The organism is Plantactinospora alkalitolerans, assembly GCF_015690345.1.
Classification (GTDB): domain Bacteria; phylum Actinomycetota; class Actinomycetes; order Mycobacteriales; family Micromonosporaceae; genus Plantactinospora; species Plantactinospora alkalitolerans.
The window spans coordinates 1-18956 of record NZ_JADPUN010000200.1; the positions used below are offsets into that span (position 1 = coordinate 1).

General features: G+C 71.7%; 19 protein-coding genes. 8 read left to right on the forward strand and 11 right to left on the reverse strand.

All coding sequences use genetic code 11. The features are described 5' to 3' along the window. Positions 1-170 precede the first annotated feature (170 nt). Positions 171-779, forward strand: a complete 609-nt coding sequence (locus I0C86_RS43615) for a hypothetical protein (RefSeq protein WP_230394546.1) — start codon at positions 171-173, stop codon at positions 777-779. 26 nt (positions 780-805) lie between these two features. Here the strand turns inward: I0C86_RS43615 and I0C86_RS21625 are convergent, their stop codons facing one another. The 5 genes from I0C86_RS21625 to I0C86_RS21645 form a co-directional block, all read right to left on the reverse strand. Then, complete coding sequence (locus tag I0C86_RS21625) at positions 806-2581, reverse strand: ATP-dependent DNA ligase (protein ID WP_196203080.1); 1776 nt, start codon at positions 2579-2581, stop codon at positions 806-808. An 89-nt stretch (positions 2582-2670) separates the two neighbouring features. Next, positions 2671-2877 (reverse strand): hypothetical protein, encoded by a 207-nt coding sequence (locus I0C86_RS21630; RefSeq protein WP_196203081.1) that lies wholly within the window; start codon positions 2875-2877, stop codon positions 2671-2673. Positions 2878-2987: 110 nt separating this feature from the next. Further along, positions 2988-4361 carry a dipeptidase gene (locus I0C86_RS21635; protein WP_196203082.1) on the reverse strand — a complete coding sequence of 458 codons (1374 nt, stop codon included), beginning with the start codon at positions 4359-4361 and terminating at the stop codon, positions 2988-2990. A 68-nt stretch (positions 4362-4429) separates the two neighbouring features. Beyond that, positions 4430-5680: a M48 family metallopeptidase gene (locus I0C86_RS21640; RefSeq protein ID WP_230394541.1), complete on the reverse strand. Its 1251-nt coding sequence runs from the start codon at positions 5678-5680 to the stop codon at positions 4430-4432. 58 nt (positions 5681-5738) lie between these two features. Further along, positions 5739-6350 (reverse strand): uridine kinase family protein, encoded by a 612-nt coding sequence (locus I0C86_RS21645; protein ID WP_196203083.1) that lies wholly within the window; start codon positions 6348-6350, stop codon positions 5739-5741. 48 nt (positions 6351-6398) lie between these two features. Here I0C86_RS21645 and I0C86_RS21650 point away from each other — a divergent pair, with 48 nt between their 5' ends. Next, complete coding sequence (locus I0C86_RS21650; protein ID WP_196203084.1) at positions 6399-6809, forward strand: rhodanese-like domain-containing protein; 411 nt, start codon at positions 6399-6401, stop codon at positions 6807-6809. Between the two features lie 54 nt (positions 6810-6863). Here the strand turns inward: I0C86_RS21650 and I0C86_RS21655 are convergent, their stop codons facing one another. The 3 genes from I0C86_RS21655 to I0C86_RS21665 all read right to left on the reverse strand — a co-directional run bounded on the left by I0C86_RS21655 (position 6864) and on the right by I0C86_RS21665 (position 10782). Continuing rightward, complete coding sequence (locus I0C86_RS21655; protein ID WP_196203085.1) at positions 6864-7955, reverse strand: hypothetical protein; 1092 nt, start codon at positions 7953-7955, stop codon at positions 6864-6866. A 127-nt stretch (positions 7956-8082) separates the two neighbouring features. Further along, complete coding sequence (locus I0C86_RS21660; protein ID WP_196203096.1) at positions 8083-9675, reverse strand: cobyric acid synthase; 1593 nt, start codon at positions 9673-9675, stop codon at positions 8083-8085. Between the two features lie 129 nt (positions 9676-9804). Then, positions 9805-10782, reverse strand: a complete 978-nt coding sequence (locus tag I0C86_RS21665; RefSeq protein WP_196203097.1) for a cobalamin biosynthesis protein — start codon at positions 10780-10782, stop codon at positions 9805-9807. A gap of 407 nt (positions 10783-11189) precedes the next feature. On the opposite strand from I0C86_RS21665, the gene I0C86_RS21670 reads away from it, so the two are divergent. Then, the gene (locus I0C86_RS21670) at positions 11190-12485 is read left to right on the forward strand and encodes an acyltransferase family protein (protein ID WP_196203086.1); all 1296 of its coding nucleotides are present in this window, start codon (positions 11190-11192) and stop codon (positions 12483-12485) included. Positions 12486-12551: 66 nt separating this feature from the next. Continuing rightward, positions 12552-13121, forward strand: coding sequence for a hypothetical protein (locus I0C86_RS21675; protein ID WP_196203087.1), 570 nt, complete (start codon positions 12552-12554; stop codon positions 13119-13121). 19 nt (positions 13122-13140) lie between these two features. On the opposite strand, the gene I0C86_RS21680 is transcribed toward I0C86_RS21675, so the two are convergent. Further along, a complete protein-coding gene (locus I0C86_RS21680) occupies positions 13141-13902 on the reverse strand; it encodes a methyltransferase domain-containing protein (RefSeq protein ID WP_196203088.1) in 762 nt (253 codons plus the stop codon). A gap of 89 nt (positions 13903-13991) precedes the next feature. On the opposite strand from I0C86_RS21680, the gene I0C86_RS21685 reads away from it, so the two are divergent. After that, positions 13992-14429, forward strand: a complete 438-nt coding sequence (locus I0C86_RS21685; RefSeq protein ID WP_196203089.1) for a MerR family transcriptional regulator — start codon at positions 13992-13994, stop codon at positions 14427-14429. 125 nt (positions 14430-14554) lie between these two features. On the opposite strand, the gene I0C86_RS21690 is transcribed toward I0C86_RS21685, so the two are convergent. Continuing rightward, complete coding sequence (locus I0C86_RS21690; protein ID WP_230394542.1) at positions 14555-14905, reverse strand: YybH family protein; 351 nt, start codon at positions 14903-14905, stop codon at positions 14555-14557. 162 nt (positions 14906-15067) lie between these two features. On the opposite strand from I0C86_RS21690, the gene I0C86_RS21695 reads away from it, so the two are divergent. Beyond that, positions 15068-16057, forward strand: coding sequence for a helix-turn-helix transcriptional regulator (locus I0C86_RS21695; protein WP_196203090.1), 990 nt, complete (start codon positions 15068-15070; stop codon positions 16055-16057). A gap of 128 nt (positions 16058-16185) precedes the next feature. After that, on the forward strand, positions 16186-16671 hold the full coding sequence (locus tag I0C86_RS21700; RefSeq protein ID WP_196203091.1) for a hypothetical protein: 486 nt from the start codon (positions 16186-16188) through the stop codon (positions 16669-16671). Between the two features lie 139 nt (positions 16672-16810). Here the strand turns inward: I0C86_RS21700 and ssb are convergent, their stop codons facing one another. Beyond that, positions 16811-17713 carry a single-stranded DNA-binding protein gene (gene ssb / locus I0C86_RS21705; RefSeq protein WP_196203092.1) on the reverse strand — a complete coding sequence of 301 codons (903 nt, stop codon included), beginning with the start codon at positions 17711-17713 and terminating at the stop codon, positions 16811-16813. Between the two features lie 171 nt (positions 17714-17884). Here ssb and I0C86_RS21710 point away from each other — a divergent pair. Beyond that, the coding region (locus I0C86_RS21710; RefSeq protein WP_196203093.1) for an alpha/beta hydrolase at positions 17885-18956 on the forward strand (1072 nt) is incomplete at its 3' end.

An 18956-nucleotide genomic window follows, 5' to 3' on the forward strand; every position in this document is an offset into this window, starting at 1 on the left:
CGGCCCGGCCCTGCCCTGCCCGGTCCGGTCCGCTCGCCGCGTGTCCGGCCTGATCCGGACGCCGGGCGCACACCTACCGATGTCACCGCACACCCGCCGGGTTAAGGTCTGCGGAACGCGTGCCGCATCGGGTTAGGTAGGGCAATGAGCGAACGGAGCGGGGTGGGGGCATGAGCGTGGACCCGACCGGATCGTCGGACGTTCCGCCGCCAACGGATCCGTGGCCGACCGACGCCTCGATCTCGCCGGAATATCCGCCGACCGCACCCCTGCCGCCGGCCCCGCCGACGCCGGCTCCGCCGTCCTCGTACCAGGTTCCCGCGCAGCCGTATCCGGGTGTTGGGCAGCCGTACCCGGTTCCGGCGCAGCCGTACCCGGGTGGGGGGCAGCCGGTCAGCGGCCCGCCGTGGCTACCGGCGACCGGGCCGGAGTCGGTCATCGCGCAGATCGGTGAGATCACGGTGACGTCGTCCACGGTGCGGACACCGAGCGGCGACATTCCACTGGCCGGCACGCAGTGGCACGTCGCGGACTACTGGCAGAGCGAGCAGAAGACTCCGACCTGGGCGATCGTCGTGGCGGTCGTGGGCTTCTGTGTGTTGACGGTGTTCAGTCTGCTGTTCCTGCTGATCAAGGAGACCGTCCACCGTGGCACGGTGCAGGTGACCGTGACCAACGGGCCGAGGCAGTACGTCGCCCGGATCCCCGTCACGAGCGAGCCGCAGGTCCAGCAGATCCATCAGCAGGTCAACTACGTGAGGTCGCTCGCCGCGATCTGAACGGACGACCGGTGACGGCGGACCCGTCAGGCGGGACGAAGACCGGCGTGGATGGCCCGTACGGTGTCGATGGTGTCCGCCTCCGCCGCGGTCTTGTCGTCGCGGTACCGCAGCACCCGCGCGAAGCGCAGCGCCACCCCGCCCGGATAGCGCGGGCTGCTCTGCACCCCGTCGAACGCGATCTCCACCACCTGCTCGGGTCGGACCCGGACCACCCAGTCGCCCCGGTCCACCGCCAGCTCCTGGAACCGCTCCGTCTGCCAGCGCAGCAACTCGTCGGTCAGCCCCTTGAAGGTCTTGCCGAGCATCACGAAGCCGCCGCTGTCCGGGTCGCGTGCGCCGAGGTGCAGATTCGACAGCCAGCCCTTGCGCCGCCCGCTGCCCCACTCGACGGCGAGCACCACAAGGTCGAGGGTGTGCCTCGGCTTCACCTTCACCCAGGCTGAGCCCCGCCGCCCCGCGTCGTACGGTGCGTTCGGGTCCTTCACCACGATGCCCTCGTGGCCGGCGTCGACCGCGTCGGCGAACGCCCTGGATGCCTGCTCCGCCGTTTCGACGGTGATCCGCTCGACGAGTTGGGTCGGCGAGAGGATGCCGGCCAGCGCGTCCCAGCGTTGATATGCCGGCGCGTCGAGCAGGTCGACGCCGTCCAGGTGGAGCAGGTCGAAGAAGTACGGGGTCAGCACCGTCGCACCGCTCGTGCTGGCCGCCGCGAGAACCGATGGCGCGGCTGCCACCGGTCGGTCCGGTCCCGGAATCGTCGCGGGCGCCGTTCCGGAGGTGCCGATCCGGGGCAGCTCGGAGATGTCCACCGGCGTCCCGCCCGACGTACGTGCCGAACCAGCCTCGGGTGATTCGACCGGTTCGGCCCCGAAACTCCGCGTCCCGTCCTCGGCGCCACCCGCGCCACCGCGCACGCCGATCGACTCCTCCCGGACGGCGCGCCGGGCGCCTCTGGTGGCCGCCCGGCTGGCGGTCTCCTGGAACGGTCGCGGCCGTCCCGAGGCGTCGAGGGCGATCGCCTCACCGTCGAGCACCAGCTCGCGCGCCGGAAGGGCACGCACGGCGGCCACCACTTCCGGAACCCGGGAGGTGATCTCGTCAAGGCTGCGGGTGAAGACCGCGATGTCCTCGCCGGAACGGTGCACCTGGATACGGATTCCGTCGAGTTTCACGTCGACCACCGCCGGCAACCCGACCGAGGTGAGGGCGTCTTCGACCGACGCCGCGCTCTGGGCGAGCATCGGGGAGAGTGGCCGCCCCACCTGCAGCGCGAACTCGGTCAGCGCTTCCGCGCCCACGGTGAGCGCGGCCACCGCCACCGTCTTCAGGTCGCCGGCCAGCAGCAGGGCCCGGCGGACCGTGGGCAGCGGCACCTCGGCCGCCCGGGCAACAGCCTCCGTCAGCAGTCCCGCCTGGGCGCCCTGGCGGACTTCGCCGCTGAACAGGCCGAGCAGCATCCGGCGCTCGTCGGCAGTGGCGGCACCGAACAGCGCGGCCAGCAGCTCGCGGCGGCGGGACTGTGAACCCGGCCCGCGGACCTCGGCGAGCCCGGCGATGGCGGCGTCGACCGCGGCCACCGTCAGCGAGGGCTGCTCGGCCGCCGGAGGCAACTCGCGGAGGCTGGCGTAGCCGACACCCGTCTGCCGCTGCCGCACCTCCCCGGCAAGGTACGCCGAGCCGGCCGCGATCTCGTCGGGCGCCAGATTCCGCAACGCTCCGGCGAGCAGTTCGACCTTGGCGCGCCGGCCGGAGGTCGCGGCGACGGCGGTGGAGGTGGCTGCCAGGTCAACGAAAAGCACGCTTCCATCCTGGCAGCACCGACCGACAACTTCCGCCGCTCGCCACCAGCGGCCGACCCGCCGCTCCACCTGGCCGGCGGACCGGCCGGTCAGGCGGGAACCGGCTCCTCGATGCGTAGGCCACGGGCGCGCACGCCGTCGGCCACCCGGGCGAGGGCGGCATCGAGCGCACAGAGAACGGTGGAAAGCTCGCCGAGCTGGTCCCGGAGCGCATCCTCGGACCACGCGGAGACGTCGACGTCCCGCAACGCACTGACCGCGGCATCGAGCCGCGTGATCGCCTCGTTCGTACTCATGTTCGAAATCTTACCGGCTCGGCAGCCCGGCCGGGCGCTTTCTCCACTTTCTTCCCACGGGTACCGGGACAGCTCTCGACCGGCCGCGACCCCGGCGCGTCAACCCCGGCTCAGTCGCCCGCAGTCGTCCGCGCGACCTCCGCCACCTTGGCGAGCAGCAGCGCCTCGGCCAGGCAGACCCGGGCGAACTCCCCCAGGTGCAGGCTCTCGTTCGGCCCGTGCGCCCGCGCGTACGGATCCTCGACCCCGGTCACCAGGATCGCCGCGTTCGGGAACATCTGCCGGAAGGTGTCGATGAACGGGATCGACCCACCGACGCCGATGTCCACCGGGGCGACGCCGTCCCAGGCGGTACGGAAGGCGGCCCGCGCCGCGTCGTACATCGGCCCCGTCGCGTCGATGACGCACGGCTGACCGTCGTGCTCCAGCGTCACCGTCACCGAGGCGCCGAACGGGGCGTTCCGGCGCAGGTGCTCGGTCAGCGCCGCGTACGCCTTTCCGGCCTCGTCACCGGGCGCCAGCCGTACGCTGAGCTTCGCCTTCGCGGTCGGCACCAACGCGTTCGGCGCCTCGCCGGTGGCCGGCGCGTCCAGTCCGATCACCGAGATCGCCGGCTTGGTCCAGATCCGTTCGGTGAGCCGACCGGTGCCGATGAACGACACTCCGTCGAGCATTCCGGCCTCGTCCCGCAGCCGGTCCTCCGGATAGTCGACGACCGCGCCGCCCGCGCTGACCAGCCCTTCCACCGCGACGTCACCGGCCTCGTCGTGCAGGGTCGCGAGGAGCCGGCAGAGCGTGGTCAGCGCATCCGGTACGGCGCCGCCGAACATCCCGCTGTGCACGGCCTGCGACAGGGTGCGGACCTCCACGAAGCAGTTGACGATGCCGCGCAGCGAGGTCGTCAGCGCCGGTACGCCGACGTCCCAGTTCATCGAGTCGGCGATCACGATCACATCGGCCGCGATCTCCTGCCGGTGCTCGACGAGGAGCCGTTCCAGGGAATCGGAGCCGTACTCCTCCTCGCCCTCGACGAACAGCACCACGCCGACCGGCAGCGCATCGCCGAAGGCCCGCAGCGCGGCGATGTGCGCCATCACGCCGGCCTTGTCGTCCGCGGCGCCCCGGCCGTAGAGCCGGCCGTCGCGTTCCACCGGCTCGAACGGGTCGCTCTGCCACAGCGACAGGTCACCGACCGGCTGCACGTCGTGGTGCGCGTACAACATGACCGTCGGCGCCCCGGGCGGCGCCGGGCGGCGGCCGATCACCGCCGGCTGGCCGCCGGACCGCACCACCCGCACGTCGAGGGAACATCCACGCAGCAGTTCGGCGACCGCCTCGGCCGAGCGCTCGACCTGGGAGTGGTCGAAGCCGTCGAAGGCGATGCCGGGGATCCGGACCAGCCGCTCCAGGTCGGCCCGGACGCCGGGCAGCTCGCGCTCGATCGCGGCACGCAGTTCGGACTCGGTGCGGATAGTCGTGGTCATGGTAAAGATCGTAGGCGCCGTCGCGCCCGTCGTTCGGCCGAGCCCTGCGGCCGGGTGGGAGGTCCGGGCTAGGAACGGTCGTCTGGAGCGTCCCGGCCGCCCGGATTGGTCGCGTCGCCCGGTTCCTGGTCGCCCGGATTGGTCGCGTCGCCCGGCTCCGGGTCGCCCGGTTCGTCGTCGCCCGTCCCCGTGCGAGGGCCCGGCGCCCCGGAGCCCCGGCGGGTACGGCCCGCGGCCCGGGCGGCGGCCTCCCCGGCGGCGTTCATCCACGAGCGAGCCCGTCCGGCGCCCCCACCGACCCACTCGCCGACATCGCTGGCGCCGTCGCCGAGCCGGCGCAGCAGCCCGACGAGCGGGTCCTGGGAACGGCCGAAGGCCTCCCGGTACGACTCCGCGGCCGCCTTGATCTCGGCGGAGACGGAGGTCAGGCCGTCGTCCTCCCGGCGCGGATAGTCACCACCGAGCAGCCGCGCGTACTCGCCGGAGTCCACCCACCGCCGCGAGTCGGCGGCTCGGGCCACCGGGACCGGGTGGGTACTCCAGGCGGTCATCCGGACCTTGTGCAGGCTGTCCCGCAGGTCGCCACCGCCGTCGTACTCCGAAGCCTGTTCGAGGAAGGCGGTGGTGTCGATCTGGCTCAGGTCACCGCCGCCGGCCATTTTCATCAGCACCCGCAGCGCCGCCGCCGGGTCCTGCCCGGCGAGCAACCCGGCCCGGTCGCCGGACAGCTCCGCCTTCCGCCACCACTCCAGCATCGCGGCGATGATCGCCCGGAGTGCGATCGCTCCGACCGGCAGCCAGCTCAGGTTGGCGGCCCAGCGGGTCAGGATCGTCAGAATTGTCTTGTAGACGGCGTGCCCGCTGCCCACGTGACCCAGTTCGTGGCCGAGCAGGAAGCGCAGTTCGTCGTCGTCGAGCTGGTTCACACAGGCCGAGCTGATCACGATGAACGGCCTGTCGAGTCCGATCGCCTCGCCGGTCAGCCACGGTGACTGCGTCACGAAGAGTTCCGGCAGTTCGGCCACGTCGAGCGCGGCGCCGGCCTCGGCGTAGATCCGGTAGACCCGTGGATACTGCCGGTGGTCGACCCGGATGGCGGCGGCCAGGTAGGAGAGCCGAAAGCCCCGCTCGTTCCACATGCCGAAGAACGCCTTGACGACGTCGTCGAAGCCGCGCAGCTCACGCAACGCGGTCAGCGCGCCCCGGTCGGCCGGATGCTCCCAGGCGCGTGAGCTGATGCCGGTGAGTGCGACCCGCCGCCGGGCCGGCGTGCCGGCCGTACCACCTGTCGTCATGGTGCGCCCCCGCTCGCGGTACATCGGCCTGTCCTGCCGATCGTGCCGCAGTGGCCCGGATCCGTCCATGGGCCAGCGCGGGTCAAGTGTGTTCAACGATCCGGACGAACTGCCCGGAGCCGTCCTGCGCCGGCCCGGCGGCACCGTTCACCACGAGATCGGCCCGCTCGGCGGTACGGTCCGTCGCGAAGTGCATCCGCTCGGCACGCCGCCACAGGGTGAGCTGTGGCAGTAACGCGGCGCCGTCCCGGGCGAGCGTACGGTCCCGCCGCAGTCGCGCCGGAGCGGTCACGAAGACGGCGAAGGTCAGCTCGGCGGCGATGGCGGCCCGGGCGCTGGACACCCCTTCGAGGATCACCACCGGGGCGGGCGGGACCGGAACCCAGTCGCCGGCGAAGCAACCGGTCCCCCAGTCGTAGCGGCGGTAGCGTCCCGGCCGGCTGGCGCGCAGCGGGGCGAGCACCCACTCGTCCAGTCGGGGCCAGAAGCTGAACTGGTCCGCCCAGCCGTCGAGCAGGTCGTCGGTGTTCACCACCGGTGCGCCGGGCAGCTCCGCCGCCAGCCGTCCGGCGAAGCTGCTCTTGCCGGCGCCGCTCGGCCCGTCCACCGCGACCAGCCGGGTACGCCCCAACCGAGCGGCCCGGCCCAGGATCCGCGCGGCCAGGTCCGCGTACGACTCGACCACTTCCGGCATCTGCCCGACCCTACTGCCCGGCCGTCCTGACCAGGAGACAATGGCCCGGTGGAAGATCAGGATCGGGGTGTGGCGGCGCTGCTCGCCCTCGCCCGCACGGGGGTACGTCGGTTGACACCGGCGGAGACAGCGGCGGCGGCCCGGCGCGGGGCGCTGGTGGTGGACACCCGCACCGACCCGCAGCGCGCCGAGCAGGGTGACCTGCCCGGGGCGCTGGTGATCGACCGTACGGTGCTCGAATGGCGGCTCGACCCGGCGAGCGCGTCCCGGATTCCGGAGGCGGTCGACTACGACGTCGAGGTCGTCGTGGTGTGCCGGCAGGGTTACAGCTCCAGCCTGGCGGCGGCCAGCCTGCGTGCCCTTGGCCTGTGGCGGGCGACGGATCTGATCGGCGGCTTCGACGCCTGGCGCCGGGCCGGACTGCCCTGCGCCGACGCCCCCGCCGACATACGACGCTGACGGCCCGGGGCCTGCCCGGGGCCGCCCGGGGCCTGCCCGCTTCCCGGGTCGGTGCTACCGCACGCTGAGGATCAGGGTGTCCGTCGCCGCCCGGGCCGGCGCCCGCCAGCGCACCGGAGCGTTGTTGTCGGCGACCGCGAAGCTTCCCTTGGGCATGAACGTGACGGTCAGCTGTTTCAGGTCTGCCGGCACCTCGGCAAAGATGGTCACTTCATCCGACGAGCCGCCCAGGTTGGGGAGCGTCCTGTTGGGCTTGATCGCGAGCTGCCCGTTCGGTACCCGGATCGCGAGGCCGCCCGGCCCCGTCACCCGTACGCTTCGCGCCACGTCGATCGTCGCGGTCAGCTCCGGCTCGCCGAGCGACACCCAGACCTTCCCGGTCAGCCAGATCCTTCCGGTCGGCGCCCAGCCGCCCTCGTTCACGTACGGTTCGAGCTTCACCGACACCAACGCGCGCGCCTCTACCGGATTGCCCCAGACCAGGCGTACGCCCGGGGCCGTCACCTGGACCTTGGCCTTCGCATCCGCGCCGCCGGCCAGCGGCGGGTAGTAGCCCTCGATACGCTCCAGCACCCGCCCGGACCGCAGGCTGATCGACTGCGTACGGCCCATGTCGGTGACCAGCAGCGCGGCGTCCGTACCTGCCGGCACGCTCACCACGATCAGGCTGGTTGACGGCCAGTCCTTCATCCGTACCAGCCGATCGACGCCGTCCACCCGTACGCCCAGTAGAAGTTCCTCCGGCCGGCTGCCGATCGACTGGAGTTTCTCCTCGAGCCGCGCGACGAGCAGTTCCCGGCCGGCGCCGGCCGGGTACTCGGGGTGCGACCCCTCCGCCTCGAACAGGTACGCGTCGTCGACGGCCGCCGCGCTCAGGGCCGGGGTCGCGCCCACCTCCAGCAGGTGCAGTTCGAAGTGCGGCCCGCGCAGTACCGCCGACTTCTCCGGGTACTGCCTGGTGCCGGTGACGCCCAACTCGTCCAGCCTGTCCGCCAGTCCGCCCACCTCGGCATAGTCGGCGGGCACCGTCCACGGCGCGGCGGCCCCCTTCGACCCGCCGCCGAAGGGCAGCAGGTCGCAGCCGCCCGTCGCGGCCACCACCAGCAGCGCCAACCCCGCCAGCAGAGTCCGGTTCCCCCGCGCCATCCGACTTCCTCCTGCTCGACCGTGCGAAGGCGCCACGCTCTCACAACCGGAGCCGGATTGGGAACCGGGTGACGAAGCCGGAACCGGGGATGGGCGGTCCGATTTGGACCGTACGACCGGTCGGTTTCTACGACCTGGCCGAAGCCGGCGTCGAGACCGGTCCGCCCGACGGGGATCGGCTTGTCGGCGGTGCTCCGGGTGGCACGAATGGCAGGCCGGCAGGCGGCCCCTGCGTGATGAGCCGCCACAGCGCGTCGGTGTCCAGGTGTTCCTCCACCAGGTCACCGATGAGGTCCAGGGTGCGTTCCCGGGCGTCGGCGAACGAGGTGTCCGAGGCGATCTGGAAGCCGTGCCGGCCGGCGAGGCGGGCCGCCTCGGTGAGGAACCGGCGCCGGAAGCCGTCCGACGAGAACGCGCCGTGCCAGTGGGTACCGAAGAGATGGCCGACGGCGGCGCCCTCCAACCGACCGTCCGCGGTGCGGATCAGGGGTGGCAGCGCCGGGTCGGCGTCGGAGACGTACCCGTGGTGGATCTCGTAGCCGCGCACCGGCACCGATCCGAACGCCGCGCCCTCCGACCGGGTCACGGTCTTGGCGGCACCGAAGGTGATCTCGATGGGCAGGAGCCCGAGCCCGGCGACGCGACCACGTCCGCTCTCCACCTCGTCGTCGATGCTCCGGGCGAGCATCTGGAAGCCGCCGCAGATGCCGAGCAGCGGCCGGCCGGCGACGGCGTGCGCGTGCACCACCTCGGCGAGTCCGCTGCGGCGCAGCCACTCCAGGTCGTCGACTGTCGACTTGGTCCCCGGCAGTACGACGAGGTCGGCGGCGGCCACCTCGGCGGGCTCGACGGTCAGCCGGACCCGTACGCCCGGTTCGGTGGCGAGCGCCTCCACGTCGGTGGCGTTGGAGATCCGGGGTAGCCGGACGACGGCCACGTCCAGCCACTCACCGCCGACGGGTGGCGCCGGCCGACCCAGCACCCGGCCGTAGGCGAGCGAGTCCTCGGCGTCCAGCCACAGGTCGACCTCCCACGGCAGCACCCCGTACGTCGGCCGCCCGGTGAGCTGGGTCAACATGTCGAGCCCGGGGCGCAGCAGTCCCAGGTCACCCCGGAACTTGTTGATCACAAAGCCGGCGACGAAATCCTGGTCGGCGGCGTCCAGCAGCGCCACCGTGCCGAACATCGACGCGAAGACGCCGCCCCGGTCGATGTCGCCGACCACGATCGTCGGCAGTCCGGCATGCCGGGCCAGCCCCATGTTGGTGTAGTCGCTGTCCCGCAGGTTGATCTCGGTGGGGCTGCCCGCCCCCTCGCAGATCACGACGTCGTACTCGGTGCGCAGTTCGGCGAGCGCCGCGAAGGCGGTCGCGGCGAGCCTGGGGCGGAGGCTACGGAAATTGCCGGCGGTGACCGTGTCGACCGCCTGGCCGAGCAGGACCACCTGACTGGACCGGTCGCTTCCGGGCTTGAGCAGCACCGGATTGAAGCGCAGGTCCGGGGCCAGCCGACAGGCGGCTGCCTGCATCGCCTGCGCCCGACCGATCTCGCCGCCCCGGCCGTCCGGCCCGATCACCACCGCCGAGTTGTTGGACATGTTCTGTGCCTTGAACGGGGCCACCCTGACGCCCTGGCGGTGCAGCCAGCGACAGATGCCGGCGGTGAGCACGCTCTTGCCCGCGTCCGAGGTGGTACCCGCTACCAACAGCCCACCGCCCACCCGGCGGCCCGCAACCGCTCGGCCCAGCGAGCTGTCCGCAATCTCTCGGCTCACCCGACTGTCCGCAATCTCTCGGCTCACCTGACTGTCCGCAACCTCTCGCTCACCTGACTACCCGCGACCTCTCGCTCACCTGACTGCCCGCAACCGCTCGACGGCCCAACGGAGGCCGGCACGCCGGGGACGGCTGCTCGCCGCGTACGCCACCGTGACGCCGAGCGCGGCGAGCCCGACCGTGCCGGAGAGTCGGGCGGCGCGGCTGATGTGCCGCGCCTCCGGCCGGGGTCCGTCACCGAGGAACGGCCGTACCTCGGCTCGTCCGAAGTAGACGTTCCGGCCGCCGAGCCGGACGCCGAGGGCGCCCGCCATCGCCGCCTCACACTGGCCGGCGTTCGGGCTGGGATGGTCGGCCCGGTCCCGCCGCCAGACGTGCCAGGCCCGGCTCCGGTCGCCCCGGACCAGCGGCGCGGCGGCGACGGTGAGCAGTCCGGTCAGCCGGGACGGCACCAGGTTGAGCAGGTCGTCGAGGCGCGCGGCGGCGGTGCCGAACCGGGCGTACCGGTCCGACCGGTGTCCCACCATCGCGTCCAACGTGTTCGCCGCCCGGTAGCCGAGCAGGCCGGGCAGCCCGGCGACGGCGCCCCAGACCAGCGGCGCGACCACGGCGTCCGAGGTGTTCTCCGCGACGGACTCGACGGTGGCGCGGGCGAGTTCGGCCTCGTCCAGCGCCGAGGGGTCGCGCCCGCAGAGGTGCCCCAGCCGGCCCCGTGCCGCCGGCAGGTCGGCCCGGCGCAGCGCCCGGCTCATCGTCTCGGCCTCCCGCCGCAGCGTCCGCCCGCCGAGCACGGTCCAGGTGCCGGCCGCGACCAGCGCCGCACGGGCCAGCGGCCGGTTCCGGGTCGCGGCCGCCGCCGCCCCGGCCAGCACCACGGGTACGCCGACGGCCAGCGCCGCGTACGCCACCCCGGCCGACCGCTGCGGCTGGTAGAGCCGCCGTTCGAGCGCGCCGGCCAGCGTGCCGAACCCGGCGACGGGATGCCCTCGGCGGGGATCGCCGATCAGGGCGTCCAGGGCGTAGCCTGCGGCCAGCCCGGCCGCGTTGGCCACACCGCCGCTCAGCCAGCTCGACGCGCCAGCACGGCGGCCGGAACGACCGGCCCGCACCGCGATGTTGTTCGGCCGCACGACGACCACCTCCCCCGCCGGGAGCCTAGTCGCGCCCGATCGGGGACGATTCACGAACTCCGGTGACCAGGGACTCGTCGGCTCCGCGAGCCGGCACCCGACACCCGCCCCGGTCGCCCTCGCCCCGGAGCGTGATACGGGCCCCCGGCCGTACCCGGCCGTACCCGATAGGGTCGCCACCGGACCTGCGGGGGCGGGCATACCCCGCCGGGATCCCGCACGACCGGACATTCCAGGACGACCAGACCGATGGGAGACGTAAGTGCTGGCCATCGAGGTGCCCATCGGGGAGTGGAGATGACCAGCGGCCAGCCCATCGCGGAGGTCGGATGACCAGCGTCACAACCCTCGCCGAGCCGGTGCCGGAGACCACCCGTACGCCGGCGACCCGTACGTCGCTGAGCCGGCTGCCGTCGCTGACCGGCCTGCGCTGGGTGGCCGCCATGCTGGTCTTCGGATTCCACATCGGGACCATGCAGATCGTCGCCGAACCCGGCTACAAGGCGGTGATCGACTGGGTGTTCACGCTGGGCCTGTCCGGGGTGCAGTTCTTCTTCATCCTCAGCGGGTTCGTCCTGGTCTGGTCCGCCCGACCGGGCGACACGAAGCGGGCGTTCTGGCGTCGCCGGGCAGCGAAGATCTATCCCAACCACCTGGTCACCTGGGCCGTGGTCATCGCGCTCTGGCTCTACTGGGACAACCCGATCAACTTCAAGGCGGCCCTGGCCAACCTGTTCCTGGTCCAGGCCTGGCTGCCGATGGACGGCTACTTCTACAGCGTCAACAACGTCAGTTGGTCACTCGCCTGCGAGATGTTCTTCTACCTCTGCCTGCCGTTCGCCCTGCCGCTGATCCGCCGCATGCGCCCGTGGATGCTGTACGCCGTCGTCATCGGCATGCCGCTGCTCATCGCGTCGATGTGGCCGATCCAGGAGTTGGTGCCGGAGGCTGCCCGCTGGTGGTTCACCCAGATCTTCCCGGTCGTGCGCTCGTTCGAGTTCTGGGTGGGCGTGGCCGCCGCCGAACTGCTGTTGCGGGGCAGGTGGCGCGGGCCGGGGTTGCTGGTGTCCACCGGAATCTTCGTCGCGATCTGGGTGGCGTCGATGGAGTGGATCCGTGCCGAACTCTGGACCACCGTGCTGGCCCTCGGATACATCCTGGTGATCGCGAGTGCGGCGCGGGCCGACACCACCGGGCGCTGGTCGCCGTGGCGCTCGCGGCCGCTGATCTGGCTCGGCGAGGTGTCCTTCGCCTTCTATCTGGTGCACGTGTTCCTGATCAAGGCCATCCTCCGGTTCGCGGGCCATCCCGGCGGATTCCCGGGATGGCGGGGACCGGTCGTCGCGATCGGCCTTCTGCTGGTCAGTCTGCTCGCCGCCTGGCTGCTGTTCCGGTTCGTCGAGACGCCGATGATGCGGGTCCTCAGCCCCCGACGGCGCGGCCGGGACGGCGGACCCGTTGGTGGCCCGGATCCCCGGCCGACACCAACACCGGCACCAACACCGGCACCGGCAGCCGCGCGCCTCGTCCGGCAACGCCGTCCTGATCAGGTGAGTCGGACGGGCGCGGCGGGCGGGACGGTGGCCGGGGATGCAACCGCCCCGAGCCCGGTGCCGCCACGCTGAGGGGCCCCGATGGCCCGGCTGGTACCGTTCGGGCCCATGTCGCGTCGGCTCCTGTCGCGTCGACCCATGTCGTCGCGTCGACCCCTGGCTGTCGCCCTGGTCGCGATCGGGCTCTGTGGCGGCTGTGGGAAAGAGGAACTGCCCAAGCTACCGCTGGGCACGTCGGTGACGATCCCCGTCTCGGTCCGGAACGCTGGCGACGGTGCCATCTCCATCACTCCGTACGGGGTCTGGCGGGGTGAGCCCGAAGACCTGATCGGGCTCAACGTCCGGCACAACGACGGCACCGAGGAGCCGGCGCCATCGGGAACGCCGTACTACGTGCCGACCTCGTTCGAGAACCAGAGCCGCGGAATCATGCCCAAGCCGTCGATCCACCGGTGGGTACGCGCCGTCGACACCGACGGAGAGTACGTGGAGCCGCTTGACGACCCGCAGTGGCAACCGGGCAAGGGCCCGTGCGAGGGCTTCACCTTCCGTGAGGGTGATTCGGCGGTCGAGGTGCTCGACCTCTGCCTCCTCTTCGTCCTACCCGAAGGAGCCGAACTGGACTACCTGAGGACCGCCGCGCCGGGCAGGAAACGGGTCGCCTGGGCCGTACCGCGCGACCACACCACGGCCCCGCCCCGCCGTTAGCGGCACCGCCGCCGTGCGCTCAGCGGGTGGCCGAGGCCAGGAACATCGGGACGGCGATCAGCAACCGCTCGTTCTGGGCGCGTCGGGTCTGCTCGTTGACCCAGTTTTCGGCCTCCTCGCCGCTGACGGCGCCGGTTCGGTGCGCGGCGCTGGCGTGCCCGACGACTATCGGCAGCATGGTGGCATCGGTGAACACGGCGGTGTGGACCTCGACGTCGACGTCGTGGAAGCCGGCGTCGAGCAACAGGTTGCGGTAGGCGCGGGCGATGCGCGGGTGGGGGATGGTGTCGGCGCGGGCGTGCACGATGCGGCGGGTCAGGTCGGGTTGGTCGGAGTCGATGACAATGGTGTCCCAGTCCTGGCCGAGCAGCACGATCCGTCCGCCGGGGACGAGGACACGACGGGCGTCGGCCAGTGCCGCATGTGGGTCGGGCAGGACGTGGTACACCTTGTCCGCCCGGTACCCGTGCGCCTGTCCGTCGCCCAGCGGCAGTACGGTGGCGTCGGCGGCGCGCACGTCGATGTCGGGGAACCGGCGACGGGCGGCGGCCAGCATGGTCGGGTCGAGGTCCACACCGATGGCGCGGGCGCCGTGCTCGGCCAGCTCGGCGACGGCGCGTGCCGTGCCGCAGCCGACGTCGACCACCGTCCCGCCCGGAGGTAGCCGCAGGAGCTGGTAGCTGCGCGTGCGCAGCCTCGCGGCGCCGGGCATGGTCTCCGCAGCCTCGAGCACCCGGATCAGCGTGTCTGTGTCGGTGTGGACGGTGTGCGTCTCGGTCATGCGCACGAGTGTGTGACTTCAGGTCGACCTGAAGTCAACCCGCTGCTATGAAGGTCGGTCCGACGTCATCCCGCTGGTATGAAGGTGGCATGAACTCGGGGAGGGCGGTGGTGGAGTACACGATCGGTGAGCTGGCAGCCCGTTTCGGGCTGGCCACGCACGTGTTGCGACACTGGGAGGACATGGGGGTGCTGTCGCCGGCTCGGCGGGTGGCGGGGCGCCGGGTGTACGGGCCGGCGCAGGTGACCCGAGTGGCGGAGATCCTGCTGGGGAAGGACGCCGGATTCAGCCTGGAGGAGTTGCGGGAGCTGTTCGCCGCTCCGGATCGCGGCCAGCGGCGGAAGGTGCTGCGTGCCCAACTGGCGCAGGTGCGGCAACGCATCGCCCGGCTGACGCTGTCGCAGACCCTGCTCGAACACGGGTTGCGATGCCAGCACCCGGACTATCAGTCGTGCCCGCACTTCCAGGCCATGGTGCTCGCCCGGCTGGACGGGATGGAGCTGGCGCAGGCTCTGGACCACGACTGACAGTACGGCGGGTGCGGCACCGCTTTCGGGGCGGCAGTCATGGGCGGTCGGCTCGGCTCGTACCCGTCGGCCGCGCCCCGATCGCATCGGTGGTGGGCCGGTCATGCCGGCCCACCACCGCCCGGCTACGACACGAGCGCCGGCTCGTCGACGGCCCACAGCCATGACCCGTCCGGCTGGCGACGGGCGACCTCGACGCTCACCTCACCCGTGGTCTGCGTGCACGCCGTCAGTGCGAGGTCGTCGCCCACCAGCGCCGGACGCTGCCTGCCGTGGGCGAGCACGGGAGCGGCCGCGACGAGCTGCTCGTACACCTTGCGGATCTCCGCGTGTCCGGTCGCGAGGTTGCCCGGCGGGAATGCCAGCACGGCGTTCGGCTCGTACAACGCCACCAGTCCTTCGACATCGCCCGCGTTGGCGCGCTCGATCCAGTACCTGGCCAGGTCATTCGGCTCACTGGCCACCCTCCTGGTCATGCCGGGTACCCTGGCGCGGAAGTCGGACGGGAACGGTCGAGCGCCACGGCTGGTTCGCGGGCAGGCGGTCGGGGGCCGGTGTCTCGTGTTGTTGTGATCATGCGAAAAGCCTGTCAGGCAATCACGACATCTTGTGTCGTGTATTCCTGCGATAGTTCCCGTATGCGAGCTGACCGATTGGTCGCGCTGGTCCTCCTGCTGCGCCAGCGCGGTCGGCTGTCCGCAGCCACTCTGGCCCGCGAGCTCGAGGTATCCACCCGCACCGTGTTGCGCGACATCGAGGCGCTGTCCGCCGCAGGCGTCCCGGTCTACGCCGAACGTGGCCGGCACGGCGGTTTCGCGTTGTTGCCCGGTTTCCAGACCGAACTCATCGGCCTGAACCACGACGAGGCACTCGCCCTGCTGATCGTCGGGTCGCGGCGCGCCGAGCAGGCATTCGGCCTCGGATCGGCGCTCGCCTCGGCCATGCGGAAGGTGGTCGACGCGCTGCCCGAGAGCCACCGGGAGATCGCGACCGGCGCGGCTTCACGATTGCTCATCGACCCCGAGACCGACCTGCTGTCCCACCGGCTCGTCACCGAGGAACTTCGCGACAGCGTGGTGACCGAGGTCCGGCGCGCGGTGCTCGCCGGACACAAGCTGCGCATCCACTACGCGGCCATGGACCAGGCGCCCCGGTGGCGCACGGTGGACCCGATCGGCATGGTCACCGTGCGCCACCGGGCCTACCTGCTGGCCACGAGGTCCGGCGCGGACCGTACCTACCGGCTGTCCCGCGTGTTGGCCGCCGAGGAACTCCCCGAACCGGCACAGCGACCAGCCCAGGTCGATCTGGACCGGGCCTGGCGGGAACGCTGCGCACGGTTACTGGCCGGCGGCGACCCGGTCACCGTGCTGGTACGGGTGAACGCGGCGCGGCGGGAGGACCTGGTACGTACCGCGCTTGCCGTCCGCGCCGAGGAATCCGACACGGACGACTGGCTGCGACTGGAGGTGACCTTCAGCGAAGCGGAACACGCCGAATGGACGCTGTGGCAGCTCGCCACCAACGCGGAGGTCCTGTCCCCGCAGTGGCTGCGTACCGCACTGCACAGCCGCGCGGCCGCGATCGCCACCCAATACGAGGTGTCAGCCGCTGAGCCATCCCCATGACGGCTTCGGGTGATGCTCGTGAGGTTGGCGGCGTCGTGGCTGCGGCAGTGGTGGAATGCCAGGTCAGCGATCTGGCCACGCCGCCTTCCACGCCACGTTCGTCGAGACAGGACAGCTAGGCTGGTGGCGTGACGGAGACGGGGGCCACCGGTTACGACGGGCTGCTGTCCCGCCTGGTTCCGGAGGCTGAACTGCGCACGTTCCTGCTGGACTGCTTTCAGATCTCCGAGCATGAACTGTTCGTGAGCCACGAGGACCGGGTCGCCGACGGGTTGCGGGACATCCCGCAGGAGCTGGTGTACGCCGTGTTCTGCACCTATCAGCAGGTCTCCGGTCACTTCGCGATGTCCCTCAGCGTCGGGATCGAGGGCAGGTTGGCTGATCGGGTCGGGCGGCGGGAGTTCGCCGAACGGATCACCGCCCGCTTCGACGCGTACCTGCTGTACGGCGACACCGAGCCGCCGGGCGTGTGGACGATGACTCTGCCCGACGGTACGCACCAGCTCGCCGCGATGGACGAGGAGGACGACCGCATCCTGGTCTACTCGGCTACCGCACCGGTGCCGGGACTGCCGGAGGTACGGGTCAGCGAGGAGCTCTGGCGATGGCGGTGAGCCCCGGTCCGTGGCCACCCGCTGACCCGGAACGGCGCCCCAACCGCCCGAGTTGATCGGGCGGCCGGGGCGCCGTCGTGATTCCGGTCCTTGCTGGTCCTTGCCGTCCCGGGCCAGCCCTCGGCTTTCCCCCGATGCCTCAGACCGGAGCCGGGGGCCGGCCCCGTCCACGCCGACCCCGCCCGCCGCCGCTCCCCACGCTGCCGGTTCCCTCGGCTCCGAGAGTCTCGCTGCCGGTCGCCTCGACTCCGAGACTGTCGCTGCCGGTTTCCTCGACTCCGAGACTGTCGCCGCCGGTCGCATCGGCTCCGAGACCGTCGCCGCCGGTTTCCTCGGCTCCGAAGTTGTCGTCGGCGTCGGGCCGCTGGCCGGACGAGGACTCGGTGTCGTTGCCCGGCCCGGACACCTCGCCAGTGGGCAGCCCGTCGAGGTCGATCCGACCGTCGAGGTCGATCCGGCCATCGAAGTCGTCGGCCGGGAGGTACGTCGACCCGTAGCCCGGGACCGACTCGTAACCCCGGCCCGCCGGCGCCGCCAGCCGTCGGTACTCGTCCTCGTCCTCGAACGCCCGCTCGTCGAGCGACACCGGAGCCTCCTCGACCGGCACCGACTCGGTGGCCTCGCCGTGCACCCGGGCCTCGGCCTCGGCATCCTCCACCGACGAGGTCGACATCGTCGGGCGGTTACGGGCGAACCGCCCCCGCCCCCGGGACAGGTCGTGACCGACCGCCACCGCCTCCACCTCGTACATCGTGCGATGGTTGCCGGCGTCGTCGGTCCAGTCCCGGGTGTACATCCGGCCGACCACCACGACCGGATCGCCGATCATGACCGAGGAGGCCACCCCCTCGGCCAGCTTCCGCCAGCAGTTCACCCGTACGCGCAGGCTGTTTCCGTCAACCCAGCGCCCGCTCTCCCGATCGAGACGGCGGGCGGTCGACGCCACCTTGAAGTTGGCCACCAGCGTGCCGCTCTGGCTGGTGCGCCGCCACTCCGGTGCGGTGAGAACATTTCCAACAACGGTTACGTAGGTATCGAACATCGTCCCCTCCCAGGGATCCAGGTTGTTCCCGTCGAGCCGACTCGACCGACAGCGTGGCCGGCACGTCTCGACCGCCGCCACCGACTCGGACCGGTCTGTGGACAACCGGGCGCCCTGTGGAAAAAGACCTGATCAAGGACTGAGCTGGTATCGCGGGGTAGCGTCGGCAAGATGGAACCGGACCTGCTCGGGCCGCCGTACGAACGGCAGGTGCTCGACCTCGGCCGAGACGAGGAGGGACCGGTCACGGCCACCCTGGTCCGGCGTCGGGCGACCCGGCACAGCGATCGGGCGGTGCTCTACGTCCACGGATTCGTCGACTACTTCTTCCAGACCCACCTGGCGGACTTCTTCGTCGAGCAGGGCTGGCATTTCTACGCGCTCGACCTGCGCAAACACGGGCGCAGCCTGCTCCCGCACCAGACGCCGAACTTCTGCTCCGACGTGGCCGAGTACTTCCCCGAACTCGACGCGGCGGCGCGGATCATCCGGGAGACGGACGGAATCGGGACCCTCCTTGTCAACGGGCACTCCACCGGCGGCCTGATCACCGCGCTCTGGGCACACGCCCGCCGGACCGCCGGCATCATCGACGGCCTCTTCCTGAACAGCCCGTTCTTCGACCTGAACCTGCCCTGGCTGGTCCGCCGGCCCATGGTGGCCGCCGTGAGCGGCCTGACCCGGATGAACCGCCGGCTGCCGTACCGGGCGATCCCGTTCGGGCTACCCGACGTGTACGGCCGCAGCCTGCACACCGAACACCGGGGTGAGTGGAGCTACGACCTCGAGTGGAAGCCCGTTGCCGGCTTTCCGGTCCGGGCCGGCTGGCTCGCCGCGATCCGCCGGGCACAGCGTCAACTGCACGCCGGTCTGGACATCCCGGTACCGGTCCTGGTCAGCTCGTCGAGTCGCAGCTTCCGGGGCCGGAGGTGGCACGATTCGGCGACGGCTGCCGACGCCGTACTCGACGTGGCGCACATGGCCCGCTGGGCACCGAAGCTCGGCCGCCACGTCACACTGATCCGGTTCGACGGCGCCCTGCACGACCTGACCCTGTCCGGTCCGGCCGTACGTCAGCAGGTCTTCACCGACCTGAGCCGTTGGGCCTCGGCCTACGTCGTTTCGAACGGCGCGCCGGAGTCCGCTCCGGCCAGTCCGTCGTCCCGCCGTCACCCGAGCGCTGCCGGGGCACCCGGTACGGACTCCGCTCCGGTTCCGGCTCCGGCGGCACATCCTGAGGCCG